10 protein-coding genes are annotated in these 13,796 nt (G+C 63.8%); 7 read left to right on the top strand and 3 right to left on the bottom strand.

Features of this window, described 5'->3' with window-relative positions; genetic code table 11:
* Positions 1-7 precede the first annotated feature (7 nt).
* From Pan44_RS20405 to Pan44_RS20395, 3 genes are all read left to right on the top strand, one after another.
* A complete protein-coding gene (locus Pan44_RS20405) occupies positions 8-1,450 on the top strand; it encodes a sulfatase family protein (RefSeq protein WP_145033109.1) in 1,443 nt (480 codons plus the stop codon).
* A 147-nt stretch (positions 1,451-1,597) separates the two neighbouring features.
* Positions 1,598-3,247, top strand: a complete 1,650-nt coding sequence (locus tag Pan44_RS20400) for a sulfatase family protein (RefSeq protein WP_145033106.1) — start codon at positions 1,598-1,600, stop codon at positions 3,245-3,247.
* Between the two features lie 132 nt (positions 3,248-3,379).
* Positions 3,380-3,916, top strand: coding sequence for a MarR family winged helix-turn-helix transcriptional regulator (locus Pan44_RS20395; RefSeq protein WP_145033103.1), 537 nt, complete (start codon positions 3,380-3,382; stop codon positions 3,914-3,916).
* A gap of 13 nt (positions 3,917-3,929) precedes the next feature.
* Here the strand turns inward: Pan44_RS20395 and Pan44_RS20390 are convergent, their stop codons facing one another.
* The gene (locus tag Pan44_RS20390) at positions 3,930-5,198 is read right to left on the bottom strand and encodes a phosphohexomutase domain-containing protein (protein WP_145033100.1); all 1,269 of its coding nucleotides are present in this window, start codon (positions 5,196-5,198) and stop codon (positions 3,930-3,932) included.
* 299 nt (positions 5,199-5,497) lie between these two features.
* Between Pan44_RS20390 and Pan44_RS27520 the strand changes: the two genes are divergently transcribed.
* Positions 5,498-5,659 (top strand): hypothetical protein, encoded by a 162-nt coding sequence (locus Pan44_RS27520; protein ID WP_197453518.1) that lies wholly within the window; start codon positions 5,498-5,500, stop codon positions 5,657-5,659.
* Between the two features lie 106 nt (positions 5,660-5,765).
* Positions 5,766-7,553, top strand: a complete 1,788-nt coding sequence (locus Pan44_RS20385) for a protein kinase domain-containing protein (protein WP_145033097.1) — start codon at positions 5,766-5,768, stop codon at positions 7,551-7,553.
* Between the two features lie 98 nt (positions 7,554-7,651).
* Here the strand turns inward: Pan44_RS20385 and Pan44_RS20380 are convergent, their stop codons facing one another.
* Positions 7,652-8,908 (bottom strand): sulfate adenylyltransferase, encoded by a 1,257-nt coding sequence (locus tag Pan44_RS20380; RefSeq protein WP_145033094.1) that lies wholly within the window; start codon positions 8,906-8,908, stop codon positions 7,652-7,654.
* A gap of 286 nt (positions 8,909-9,194) precedes the next feature.
* Between Pan44_RS20380 and Pan44_RS20375 the strand changes: the two genes are divergently transcribed.
* Both Pan44_RS20375 and Pan44_RS20370 read left to right on the top strand, forming a co-directional pair.
* Positions 9,195-10,583 carry a dicarboxylate/amino acid:cation symporter gene (locus Pan44_RS20375; RefSeq protein ID WP_145033091.1) on the top strand — a complete coding sequence of 463 codons (1,389 nt, stop codon included), beginning with the start codon at positions 9,195-9,197 and terminating at the stop codon, positions 10,581-10,583.
* Between the two features lie 31 nt (positions 10,584-10,614).
* Positions 10,615-11,499 (top strand): hypothetical protein, encoded by an 885-nt coding sequence (locus Pan44_RS20370; RefSeq protein ID WP_145033088.1) that lies wholly within the window; start codon positions 10,615-10,617, stop codon positions 11,497-11,499.
* 192 nt (positions 11,500-11,691) lie between these two features.
* On the opposite strand, the gene Pan44_RS20365 is transcribed toward Pan44_RS20370, so the two are convergent.
* Positions 11,692-13,350, bottom strand: a complete 1,659-nt coding sequence (locus Pan44_RS20365) for an NAD+ synthase (protein WP_145033085.1) — start codon at positions 13,348-13,350, stop codon at positions 11,692-11,694.
* Positions 13,351-13,796: the final 446 nt, after the last annotated feature.

Genomic DNA, 13,796 nt, shown 5'->3' with positions numbered 1-13,796 from the left:
CGCTCCGATGAAACTCCCGCTCGGTTCGAGATCTCTCCCCCTGCTCCTGCTGCTCGTCGTGTGCGGGTTCGCCGCGCCGGCCGTGGCCGCTCCCGACATCGTGCTGTTCATCGCCGACGACCTCTCCCAGCGAGACATTTCTCCGTACGGGGCCAAGGCGTTCCGGACACCCAACCTCCAGGCCCTGGCGGACGCGGGCCTGACCTTTGAAAACGCCTATGTCGCTTCCCCCAGTTGCGCCCCCAGCCGGGCCGCCCTGCTCACTGGCCTGATGCCCGCCCGGAACGGCTCGGAGGCTAATCACAGCAGGCCGAAAGCGGAGATCCGCAAGTGGCCCGCCTATTTTCAGGAGCTGGGTTATGAAGTGGTGGCCTATGGCAAGGTCTCGCACTACAGGCACACGATCGACTACGGGTTCGACTCGTTTGCCCACGACAAGTTCCACGAGGACATCGCCATCCCGGAAGCGGTGAAGTTCCTCCGCAATCGCGGGAAGGGCTCGAAGCCGCTGTGCCTGCTGGTCGGGACGAACTGGCCGCATGTCCCGTGGCCCGACACTCCCGAGGGCTACGATCCGGAAACCATTCCGCCGGCGCCGGGCAACGTCGACACGCATGCGTCGCGTCTGGCCCGGGCCCGCTATGCGGCGGCGGTCACACGGGCCGACCGCGATCTGGGCCTCGTAATGTCTGCCGTCCGTGAGGTGCTCGGGGACCAGGCATTGATCGCATTCACGAGCGACCACGGCTCCCAGTGGCCATTCGGAAAATGGAACTGCTACGAAGGGGGTGTCCGCGTTCCGCTGATCGTGTCGTGGCCGGGCGTGACGAAAGCCGCAAGCCGTACCTCCGCGATGGTGAGTTGGATCGACCTGCTGCCGACGCTGGTTTCCGTCGCCGGCGGCGCGCCGTCCGACGCCATCGACGGGCGTTCATTCGTCGGCGTTCTCAAGGGGACCGCGGACGCGCACCGCGACGCGATCTTCACGACGCACAGTGGCGACGGGAACTGGAACGTCTATCCGCAGCGCGGCGTCCGCGTCGGCCGCTGGAAATACATCCGCAACCTGCATCCGGAGTTCGCCTTTACCAGCCACGTCGACCTTCCGGATCGGCAGGGCAATAGGACCTATTTCGAGTCGTGGCAGAAAGCCGCGGAAACCGATCCCGCGGCGGCTGCCGCCATCAAGCGCTACCATCTGCGTCCCGCCGAGGAACTGTTCGACCTCGATGCCGATCCGCTGGAGCAGCAGAACCTGGTGGAAGATCCCCGCGGCAAAGAGGCCCTCGACCGCCTTCGCAGGCAGCTTGATGAGTGGATGACCAGCCAGGGCGACCAGCAGACCGTGTTCGGCGAGCCGCGTCTGCTGACTGATCCGACGAGCTTCGGGCCGGACGCGATCAGCGGCGATCCGCAGGCACGAAAACGGGCCGGAAGAAAGGCTCCTTGAACGGTCGCCGGTCCTTGATCGCCAACAGCCCGGTATGTCCTCGGCTTGCAGTCCTTGCCTTCAGGTGGACAGACACAATCCCTCTCAGGAAGCCGGGCTTCCATACGTTTAATCCACTGGACTTCAAACCTCTCTGGAACAGACCTCATGTTCACGATGTCATCGCGGCTGCAGGGGGTGATGTTCGCTCTCCTCACGCTGGTCTGCGCGACCGCGCCGGCGGCCGAAGGCAAACGCCCCAACATCCTCATGATCTTCGCCGACGACTGGGGCCGGCACGCGAGCGCGTACGCGAAGCTCGAACCAGGCGGAATCAACGACATCGTGCAGACGCCGCACTTCGACCGCGTCGCAAAACAGGGAGTCCTGTTCCGCAATGCGTTCGTCAACTCTCCGTCCTGCACTCCCTGCCGCAGTTCGTTCATGTCCGGCCAGTACTTCTGGAGGACTGGACGGGGCGCCATCCTGCGGGGGGCCGTCTGGGATTCCACGATTCCATCCTGGCCATTGCTTCTTCGTGACGCCGGATACAACCTCGGCAAAACGTATAAGGTCTGGAGCCCGGGCTCGCCTGTCGATGCCCCCTACGGCGGGAAGGAGTACGCCTTCGACAAGGGAGCGGGGCAGGTCTCGAGCTTTTCCGAAACGGTCACGGCTGCGGTCGCGAACGGAACTCCGGTCGAAGACGCGAAGCAGGCCGTGCTCTCCAACGTGCGGGAGAACTTCCAGGCGTTCCTCGCGAAGCGCGACCCGGCCAGGCCGTTCGCCTACTGGTTCGGAACGACGAACACACATCGCAAATGGAAGCGGGGGTCCGGCAAGGCGATCTGGGGACTCGAACCCGACAGCCTGAAGGGGAAGCTTCCGAAGTTCCTGCCAGACGTCCCCGAAGTCCGTGAGGATCTGGCCGACTACCTCGGCGAGGCGCAGGCGCTCGATGCCATGATTGGCATCCTGCTCGACGAACTGCAGAAAACCGGCGAGGCCGAGAACACCCTCATCGCCATCAGCGGCGACCACGGCGCGCCCGGGTTTCCACACGGCAAATGCAACCTGTACGACTTCGGCACCCGCGTCAGCCTCGCAATCGCGGGCCCCGGCGTCGCAGGTGGCCGCGTGGTCGACGACTTTGTCTCGATCCCCGACCTGGCGCCGACGTTCGTGGAAGCCGGAGGCGGAACCCCGCCGGCCGTCATGACGGCCCGCAGCTTGTGGCCCGTGTTGCGATCGAGCGCGTCGGGCCAGGTCGATCCCGCCAGGGACGCCGTCTATATCGGTCGCGAGCGCCACGTCGAGATGGCGCGCGAAGGTTTTCTCCCCTATCCACAGCGAGCCATCCGAACCGCGAACCACCTGTTCATCATCAACTTCCATCCCGAGCGCAGGCCGCTCGGCGATCCGCTCGAGGTCGCCTCCGGTACTCCGCCATCGTTCAGGGACCTCGAGAACGAGACCTTCGTCGCGTTTCCCGATGACGATGCCGGGCTGACTAAAGCCTGGCTGGTTTCACATCGCGACGACCCGCAGTGGAAGCCCTTCTACGAGCACACCTACGGGCTGCGTCCCCGTGAAGAGCTCTATGAACTCCGTAACGATCCCGATCAGATGAACAACCTGGCCGCGGATCCGGCCTATCAATCGCAGGTCGCTGACCTGCGGCGACAGCTGATGGGGGAACTCGAGCGATCGGGGGATCCGCGCGTGAAAGAGGACGGTCGATTCTTCGAGTCGCCGCCCTTGGCGGGCCCCCTGCCCGGCGACGTGCAGCAGCCCAACCGCCGGCGGCGTGCTAACTGAGAAATCACAACTGTCCAGCGGCCTCCTGACGTAAAGCCTTGCCATTTGATCCTTTCCGGGAAAGGGGCTTGTCGGCCTGCGCGAACGCCTTTTAGACTTTCATAAAGACCGCTTCACTGAACGCAGGGGACGATGGTGCTCGAATACGACTGGGAAAACAGCGTTGGCTACTGGATCTGCACGACCTCGCATGCGATCCGACGCGCCTTGAGCAACCGCCTCGCGCAGGAACGGATGACGCTTCGTCAGTGGGAAGTCCTCGCCTGCCTCTCTCAACGTCAGAACTCTTCGCAGGCCGAGATCGCAGAGTGCCTGGGAATCGAGCCCCACACGCTGACAGGCATCATCAGCCGCATGGAGCGAGACGGCTGGGTGAGGCGCGTCGCCTCATCCACCGATCGTCGCCGCTATTCGATTCTCCCCACGGAACGGGGACATGCCGTCTGGACCCGGGCCGTCGACTGGTGTCGCGAAGTCCGGAACCAGGCGCTGACCGGCTTTTCCCCGGAAGAGTGCCGGCTCATGAAGCAGTACTGCGAGCGGATCCGCAGGAACCTCGGCGACGACTCCGACATCAACATGCCCGCCGCAAACGCGAAGGCCGAATCCTTGTCGGAACCAACGGAATCCGAAAGCTCGATCCTCGAACTGGCTCATTCGGCTGGTTGAAATTCCGGCGGCGCTATGCACACCGCTGAAGCGCGGATCCCCCGGCGGCGACCGTCCGGCAAAGATAGGCCAGCGTCAGCAGCCCGTCGCATCTTGGGATCGGCCTGGCAATCCAGTAACGCCCCGCGCCGTCGCAACCGAGGAGCGCCCGGTGACGCCGCATCGCGTCGACGAGTTTCTCCTCTCCCGGCCCGCAGGTCACCAGCCGTACACCTGCCGCGTTGAGTTCGGTCCACATCAACTCTTCCGCCGCCACCACCCGCACTTCCCGCTCGCCTGTTTCCTGCCGAAGCTCCTGCGCCAACCGTTCAGCGATGAACCGATCGGTCCGCAGCCCCTCGCGGCGGTCGACCCACCACGCCTGGCGGCCGTCGGCTCCGAACACCACGCCGCCGCCCATTCGCTGCCGGACAACGTCCTCCTGAAGCGCTCTCAGCAAGGTGGCGGAAGGAGCTTCGTCACACCGGCCTCCCGGACAGGCTTCCCGCAATTGGCAGGCCACTCGCGCATCGAGCCCCGACCAGGTCGACTGCAGCACCGTCCCCATGCCGACCGCGGCCAGTTCTGTCGCCACAGGCCCGTAGTGACGAACAAGACTCTCGCGATAGGCCGGCAGAATCTCGAACGACTTGACCGCTCCGGCAATTCGTGACGGCCGCCCCGCCCGTCCGTCCATCCATTCAACTACACCGCCAAGCCGGCCTCCTTCCGACCAGGCCGACGAGGCCGGCCCCGTGACGCGAATCCCGATCCCCGCCGGCGAGCCGCCACCTTCCACCCAGATTCCTGCGGAGCATTCGAGATGGTCGACCGCGAAATCGAGCGCCGCGCGACTGACAGCCCCAAGCGAAACGACGCGGCAACCACTGCGGCTCATCCGACGGATGACTTCGGTCGAAAACGATTCCGCCACATCGGAAGGATGCGCCGCCACGCAAACCAGAGGCCCGGTCGGTCCGCAGGTCTCGCCCGCGTTCCATTCATTCACCGGAAGCTCCCAGGGCGTTTCCTGCCACAACAGCGCCGCCAGCGCCTCACAGCAGGCAAGAATCTCGGCTCGCGCCCCCGGGCTCCGCAGCGATCGCCACAGCCGCTCCCGCTGCAGAACCGGAGCCAGCGTCGTCTCAACACGGTCCGGCCGCACGGGAAGCCCGATGCCGCCGAGGTCGCTGCAATGTGGACACGCCGAGCACTTCGCATAGTCGGCCGCGAGCCGCGCAAGGTGAACCGACCGACTGATCGGATGCACCTCTCCCGGACACACGTAGCTCCGCACCGACATGACCGCTGGCGTCCTCCATGAACCTGAGCGTCAGGGCGGGAAGACTCTCAGAAACCCGATTTTGCGAGAAGACGAACTGTGTTTCTCAACGGAACGGACGATCTCTAAGCTGTAGGAGCATTACAGGGGCCCCGCCAATAGCGACCGAGTGCAAACCTTGTCTGCTCAGCGATGAAGACCGGCAGCGCGTACGGCCCTATCTCATCGCGGCCGGGGGCGCCTATCTCGGGGCTTTCGCGATCTCCACGATCGTGGTGCTCTGCAATTGCTTCGGCGTTTTCGACAGCGGCAGGTACATCATGGCGTTCGCCTTGCTGCCGGCCCTCGTGCGGTACCTCGTCGTGTACCCCATCAGTCGAAAGACCGCCGCGATGACCGGCCAGCCGGTCCCGAGTGTATCAATCGTGGGCTACCTGATCCTCTTCGCGTTTCTGGGCCTGTATCTCTCGACGTTTCTCTGATCGCCTGCGATTCCTGCGGGGCCCTTTTCCAACGCTTGCCGACCAGGATCGAGGCGCATAGCCTCCAGAGCAAGAAACTGTCGAAAAAGTTGTGGAGGCGTTCACGATGACCGGCCGCCCGGAAATCGGCGGAGGGCAAACTCTGCTCGAGAGTCCATCGCCCGCCGAGCCACTGCCGGCCATCCCGGGTTACGAGGTCCTCAGTGAACTCGGTCGCGGCGGAATGGGCGTCGTCTACCGGGCCCGGCAGCTGAGCCCTTCACGACTGGTCGCCCTCAAGCTGATTCGCGACAGCGTCCTGGCGGGGCCTCAGGAGCGGGGACGCTTCCAGATCGAAGCCGAAGCCGCCGCACGCGTGCAGCATCCGAATGTCGTCGCGGTCTACGACGTCGGATCGCACCAGGGCCATCCTTATTTCGCGATGGAACTCGTCGAAGGGGGCAGCCTCGCCGATCAATTGAAGGGCGAATCTCAACCACCGCGAGATGCTGCGGCACTGGTGAGCGTCCTCGCCCTCGCTGTTCACTCGGCCCACGAGCAGAAGATCGTTCATCGCGACCTCAAGCCGGCCAACATCCTCCTCGAACGGTCCGTTCCGACGACCGAGGTTCCGTGGACGCCAAAGATCGCCGACTTCGGACTGGCGAAGCGCCTCGACAGCAACAGCACCGCCTGGACGATGGACGGAGCCCTGCTTGGAACGGCCAGCTACATGGCGCCCGAACAGGCCGCCGGACGCGCCAACGAAGTCGGCCCGCCGGCCGATATCTACTCGCTCGGCGCGATCCTGTACGAACTCCTGACAGGCCGGCCGCCGTTTGTCGCCGATTCGGCGATCGGGATTGTCGAGCAGGTGCTGCACGCCGAGCCCGTCCGTCTCACTCAGTTGCTGGCCAATGTACCGGCGGACCTCGAGACGATCTGCCTGAAGTGTCTCGAGAAGTCACCCGCCGCACGCTACGCCGATGCCGCCGAACTGGCGGGCGATCTCGATCGATTCCTGAGCGATGTTTCCATCGCGGCCAGCGCCATCGATCCCTTCGAGCGGCTGGTGCGATGTGCGGCCAGGGATGGCTATCAGATTGGCGACGAGATCGGCCGCGGCCCGAGGAGCGTCGTCTATCGCGGGCTGGCGACAGCGACGAAGCATGGCGTGGCGATCAAGGTCTTTCACGACGGCGCGCTCCCCGAAGCGAGCTGGCAGCCCCGGATGCAGGCCGCCGCGCAGCAATGGGCGTCGCTGAGCCATCCCCAGATCCTCCTGCCGCTCACCATCCGCTGGTGGGATGGCCGCGGCTGCGTCGTCATCGACCATGTTCCCCAGGGTGACCTGACCACGGTGTCCCGATGGTCGATCAGACAGTCGCTCAAGGTCGTCGAGCAACTGTCGGAGGTTGTCGGCTATCTCCACCGGCAGGGCGTCGCTCACGGAAACATCAAACGCACCAACGTGCTCCTGGCGCCCAGCGGCATTCCGCTGCTGATCGACCTCTCGCCGATCGGAGGCCTGTCGCTGCTGCCCAGGGCGGAAGTAGATCACGCCTCGGTTGTGAGCCGCCTCGCCCCCGAGCAGATCGATGCACGCGACGCCGAACCCGGATTCGCGACGGATATTTACGGAATGGGGATGGTGCTGTACGAGCTGCTGACAGGCCGGACGCCCTTTATCGGCGAAACCGTGGCCGAGGTTCTGGAACAAATTCGATCAGCGGAACCCGTCGCCCCCTCGACGTTCAATTCGGACGTGTCACCCGCGCTCGATGCGTTCTGCCGCCGCTGTCTCCAGAAGAATCCCGCCCGGCGCTACTTCCGGGTTTACGACGTCACCGCGCGGCTGAAGGCACTTCAGAACGATCAGCACGGCAAGACCGTCCGTCGCCGGAAGCCGATGTGACGCCGAGAACCATGAAACACAAAATGCACGGAAGACTTTCGTGTCTTCCGTGCATTCCGTGGTTCAAACGAGACACGACGGCAAAGCCGTCGGTCTGATTACTTCTTCATCGCCGCAGCGAGAATCGTCGACGTGCTCGGCCGCATGATCCGCGGGTCGACCATGTCGCCCTTCTGCAGCGTGGCGCGGACGTCCTTGCCGCTGATCGACCAGGGCTTCTCGTCCTTGTGATTCTCCGTCAGGTCGACGCGGCCCATCGACTCGTAATAAGCCGCGAAGCCGACCTTCACCGGCTGGATCTTCAGGTCGCCGCTCAGCTTGCCGAACATCTCCTGGGCATCAAAGTCGCCCCAGATGTTCGTCCCGTCGGCGTACGGCACGTCGGCATGCTTCCGGCCGATGATGATGTTCGTGTAGCCCATGTTCTGGCGGTAGATGGCGTGCATCACCGCTTCCTTCGGGCCGGCGTAGAACATCTTGATGTCCAGGCCGAGCAGCTTCACGCGATCCGGAACCGATTCTCCGCGCTTCTTCCACAGCTCGACGTCGCTGTCGCCGTCGCCGAACTCGCGGTTGTTGATCAGGCTTTCGTACGTCTGCATCCGGATCTCGGCATTGACGTCGTCACCCTTCGTCTCACCGATCAGCGGGTTCAGGACGGCGCCGGCGTTCTTGCCCTGGCGGATCAGGGTTTCCAGGCCGTAAACGAGTGCGTACTCGTGAGCGCGGTGCAGCGGATTGCGCGTCTGGAAGGCAACGGCCGCTTCCCAGCCGGTCTCCGCCAGCAGCTTGCGCACTTCGCGGGGCGTCAGCACGTACTTGCCGAACTTCGCGTTCTTCGGCTGGGGCAGCGCCTTGATCGTGCCGCCGACGAGGTGAGTCTTGTCTTTGTCCCCTTCGAGCACCATGGCGGCACCCGGATGATCCGTCCGCTCGGTCTGGTAGACCCCCTTGATGTAGGCGGGCTTATCCCATTCGAAGACGTCGCTGATGTCGAGCGTGGCGACGACTTCACCCGCCGGGTTCGTCAGGGCGACCTTCTGCCCCTTGGCCAGCGTCTTGGCAAGTTCGGCCGTCACCGGGAACGCGATCGGAATCGTCCAGGCGTACTTCTTGCCGTTGTTGACGATGTGGGCCTCGTTGAGGACCAGGTCGTAGGTCGCCTTGTCCATCGGGCCGGTGAGGGGGCTCAGCGTGCCGTCCGCAAAGCGATAGACGCTCGACAGGTCGGCCGCGGAAACCGGAACCTTCGGCAGTTTCTCGGCTTCCGCCTTGAACGCGTCAATTTCCGCAGCGCCCACGGTAAGGCAAACAGGTTCCGTCAAACCGCCATGCGGCGCAATGAGATCAGCCATCGACATGTGTTCCCAAAAAGCAGACTGGTGTGCGATTGTTTTGCGAGGGCAAGGAACGTAGGGGACTCGGGAAGCGACCGTCAAGGGCCGCTGGAAATCATCGTGGCTTCCCGGTCGCGTTTCGGGTTTTTCCTGCGCCCCGAGTCCCCTCCCGCAGCTCGACTCCCACATTTCCACCACTGCACGAAGCGGCCGCCGGATGCGAGTTGCCAGCAAGCCGTGTCATGGGTCAAAGTCTCAACTCTCAGCGACTCGCCCGCTTCACACTGCAACTGGAGATCTCCACATGGAGTCGCCCGCGAATCACGTGCCCGATCAGGACCTCCTCTCCACGTATGACCCGCCAGTCAAACGGCGAATCCCCCTTCACACCAAGATCCTGATCGGCCTCGTCATCGGCGCCGTGCTGGGGCTCATTTTGAACGTCGCCGGCACGGGCCGCGGTCCCGATGCCAATGAAAACGGGCTCGCCGACTGGCTGGACTCTGCCGTGTACTGGGTCGAACCGGTCGGAAAGATCTTCCTCCGGCTGATGTTCATGGTCGTGCTGCCGCTGGTCGTTTCGGCTCTCGCCCTCGCCGTTGTCGAGATTGGCGATCTCCGGCGTCTCGGCCGGATGGGACTTCGAACGCTGCTGTTTACCGGAATCCTTTCGGGATCGGCCGTCCTGATCGGTGTCACCCTGGTCAACGTCGTCCAGCCAGGAAAAGGACTTCCGCCCGAACTGACGGAGCGGATCATCCAGCAGGAGGGAACAAAGACCAAGGGCAGGGTCCAGCAGGCCCAGTCGGCCAAGAGCCTCAGGGATACGCTGGTTGACCTGATCCCGGAAAACCCTCTGCAGGAAATGGTCGGAGCGTTGGATGGCAGTTCCAAGGGCAACGGCATGCTCGCCGTCATGGTCGCATCCCTGATCCTCGGAACCGCGATCACGGTCAACCCCGACAAATGCCAGGGGCTCGTCAGCTGGCTCGCGGGATTGAACGCCGTATCGATGACAGTGATCGAATTCGCCATGCGGCTCGCTCCGGTCGGCGCCGGCTGCCTGGTCTTCACCGTCACGGCCCAGCTTGGATTTCCGATCCTCAAAACGCTGGCCTGGTTTGTCGGGGCCTGCATCCTGGGTCTCGCGCTGCATCTGTTCGGCACCTACTCGATCGTGCTGAAGGTGCTGGCGCGGAAGAGCCCGCTGGAATTCTTCCGGCAGTGCCGCGAGGCCATGCTCGTGGCACTGGGAACCAGTTCGTCGAACGCGACGCTTCCGACGTCGATCAAGGTCGCCATCGAAGATCTCAAGCTGCCCCCCCGCGTGTCGAACTTCGTGCTCACCGTGGGGGCGACGGGGAACCAGAACGGAACGGCCCTGTTCGAGGGCTTCGTGGTTCTCTTCCTCGCTCAGGTCACGGGCGTCGACCTGAGCTTCAGCCAGCAGTTCACGGTCGTGCTGATGTCGGTCCTCGCGGGCGTCGGAACGGCCGGTGTTCCCGGAGGCTCGATTCCACTGATCATCGTCGTGATGCAGTCGGTCGGCGTGCCGGCCGAAGCCATTGGCATCGTGTTCGGCGTCGACCGCATCCTGGATATGTGCCGGACCGTGGTGAACGTCACCGGCGACCTCGTCGTCGCCCAATGCGTCGCATCGAGCGAACCGCCGGAGGTGGTGGCCGCCGCGTAAGGGACGTGTCTTTCATTCGGAGGGCTTGAAGATGTGCAGCAGGTTTCTCCTGGGCGGTTTGGTGCTGTGCTGTTCGATCGGCGCCTCGGCGAGTGGCAACGAGCTGCTCACGAAGCTCGATCGAACGATCGTTCGCGAGCCGAAGTACGAGAATCGGCCACGGTATACATTGCTCGTCTTTGGCGATCGTGCTCAGCAACTCATCTGGATGGTTGAGGATGGTCAGATCCTCTACATCGACCGCAATGCGAACAGGGATCTGACGGACGACGGCCCGATTCAGGCCACAAACCTGAACAAGCCGGGGTTGGTCTCGAGCCGGTTGCGACTCCAGTATGTGCTGACGGAATTCGGAACGGCCGACTCGTTCCTCCACAAGGATTTTTCGCTCCACAGGTGGAATAACGACGCCGAGTCTCAGGACTCGTATGGACTGTCGCTGAGCGTGGACGGCGCGGTGCCGATGTATTCCGGCTGGTTCAACGCGTTCTGGGCCGCGACTCCGAAAGAGGCGCCGGTCTTTCATTTCGCGGCCCCGCTGACGCCTCATCTCCTGCGGTCGAAGGAGTTCGTCATCGGGAGGCCGCTGGATCGGCTGAGCATCTGTTTTGCAAACATCGGTCTGGAGAAGGCGGACGCCACGCGACTGAGCATCGATTCGCTTCCGGCAGGCGTCACTTTCGAAGTGGACATCGATTGGCCGGTGGCCCAGGGAAGCAAGCCGCTGAAGACCAGACACACGATTCATGAACGGTGCTGCTACTGGGAGTTTTACACCACGACATTCAGGGCTCCGGCAGAGGCAGTTCCTGGCTCGGCGACGGTCACGGTGCACGTCCCGATTGGATTTCCCTTACCGCTCGCGACCAACCAGTTCCAGGTTCCGGTGGTGGCGAACGCGACGAAGGCCGACTGAGGGCTCGGAAACAGAGGCGATGACGCAACGCCTGGCCGATCGGCGGTTGGGCGGCGTCATGGTGAGGAGATCATCACACAACCAGGTGTCGTGATCCGGCCGGATGAACAACACCGACTGCTCGGGTGGAGAGTCTGGCGAAGCGTTCAAATCGCAAATTTGTGAGTGATGGAAGAAGCCGGGCTTCTGGCGTCATTCCACTCCAATCCTGGCCGCCATGGGCATCCGCCTCCCGCTGCCGAAGGCGCGGCCTGACAGCTTGATCCCCGGCGGCATCTGGCGGCGCTTGAACTCGTTGCGGTCGAGGCGTTTCGCCACCCACTGCACGGTTTCCAGCGGATAGTGCTCGGCCACTTCCCGCACCGACATCTCCCGCTCGACGAGCCCCTCCAGAATCCCATCGAGAACGGGATAGGGCGGCAGCGTGTCCTGGTCGGTCTGGTTCGGCGCGAGTTCGGCGCTGGGCGGCTTCGTGAGCGTGCTGACGGGAATGACTTCCCGCTTCTCGAGTTCGTTGACGTATTTCGACACGCCGTAAACGTCGCGTTTCAGGAGATCGCAGAGAACGGCAAACCCGCCGCACATGTCGCCGTAAAGCGTGCAGTATCCGACCGCGAGTTCGCTCTTGTTGCCGGTCGCCAGCGCCAGCCATCCATAGCGGTTGCTGCGGGTCATCACGATCGCCCCGCGGATGCGGGCCTGCAGGTTCTGGTCGGCCAGACTGGCTGCCTCTCCCTGCAGGTCGTTCGCCAGCACCGGCAGGGCTTCATAGGCCTTGTGGACGCCGTCGATCGGGACGATCTGCCAGTCGAGCCCCATCGCCTCGGCCAGGGCTTTTGCATCGGCCACGCTGTGATCGCTCGAGTAGCGGCTCGGCATCAACAGCCCATGGACATGCGCCGGGCCGACCGCCCGCGCCGCGATATAGGCCGCAAGGGCGCTGTCGATTCCGCCGGAAAGCCCCAGAACGCAGTCGGTGAACCCGGATTTCGATGCGTAGTCCCGCAGTCCGAGGATGAGAGCATCCAGCAGCAGCGACTCCCTGGGGGTGTCAAACAACAGATGCCGGGCCGGCAACTTCGTCGTATCGATGACCCGAAAATCGGGCTCGAAGCCTGCCAGGCGCTCGACGACCCGCCCGCTGGCATCGGTGACGAAGCTGTGGCCGTCGAAAACGAGGTCGTCGTTTCCGCCGATCTGGTTCACGAACAGGAACGGCCGCTGGTGTGCCTTCACGTGCCGCTCAACGAGCCTCGACCGCCGGTCCGGCTTGGCCACTTCAAACGGACTGGCGGAGAGATTGATGAACAGGTCCACCCCCTGTTTCGCCAGCTCGGCGACGGGGTCGAGCTGCCGGATCGGCTCATCGTGGTAGCTGGTGCTGGCTTCTCCCCACCAGGCGTCTTCGCAGATATGCACGCCCAGGCGGAGGTTCTTGAATTCGATCGGCTTCACCGAATCGGCCGACCGGAAATAACGCCGCTCATCGAACACGTCGTAATTCGGGAGCAGCGTCTTGTGGATCGTCGCCTCGACGCGCCCGCCGAACAGCAGGCTCGCCCCGTTCGCGAACCGCCCGGAGGTAATGCCCCGATGGGTGGGGTGGCCGACCAGGACGCCGAGTTCCGGAGGAACGCGTCCGGCCAGTTCCGCGACGGCCTTGTCGCAGGCGGCCACGAAGCCGCTCCTCAGGAGCAGGTCTTTTGGCGGATATCCACAGATCACCAGTTCTGAACAGACGAGAAGTTCCGCACCCTCTTCCGCGGCCCGGCGTGCGGCGGCCTCGATCAGCGCCGAGTTTCCGGCCAGGTCGCCGACGGTCGGGTTCAGTTGGGCAAGGGCAATACGCATCGGCAGGGCGCAGTCTCGAAGTGGCGGAACGTGTTCCCGGATTATTCCGCACGCGCGCCATCCCGTCACCCCCTCAATTTGGGAGCGATCGGCCGGGTCGTTTCTGTCCTGACTCTTCTCCGATCCGGTGATTCAGGAGCCCCAGGGGATCTGGAGCGTGCGTCTGGAAGCAAGGAGACCAAGACTGACGGCGTCAGGGTACGGTGCGTCTCAGATGCCCTCTCTCCCCTTTTTCTCCAGCCGGGACACGACTTCCATCCTGACCGGATTGGGGTTGTGCCTGCGAACCGACTGCATACGCCGGCAGCGCGAGTTGTTCGGCGCAGTCGGCGGCGAGGTCCGGGTGATTGATGTGTTTGTGATGATGGTCTGCATGGTCCCTCCACCCTTCGTGGGAGGTTGCGCGCATTGTGGGTCTGAATGTGCCGGTGCTTCGCGGCCGACTG

Source organism: Caulifigura coniformis, from assembly GCF_007745175.1.
GTDB classification, from domain to species: Bacteria; Planctomycetota; Planctomycetia; order Planctomycetales; family Planctomycetaceae; genus Caulifigura; species Caulifigura coniformis.
Note: the sequence above shows the minus strand (reverse complement) of the source record. Positions and strands in the feature narration are given on the sequence as shown.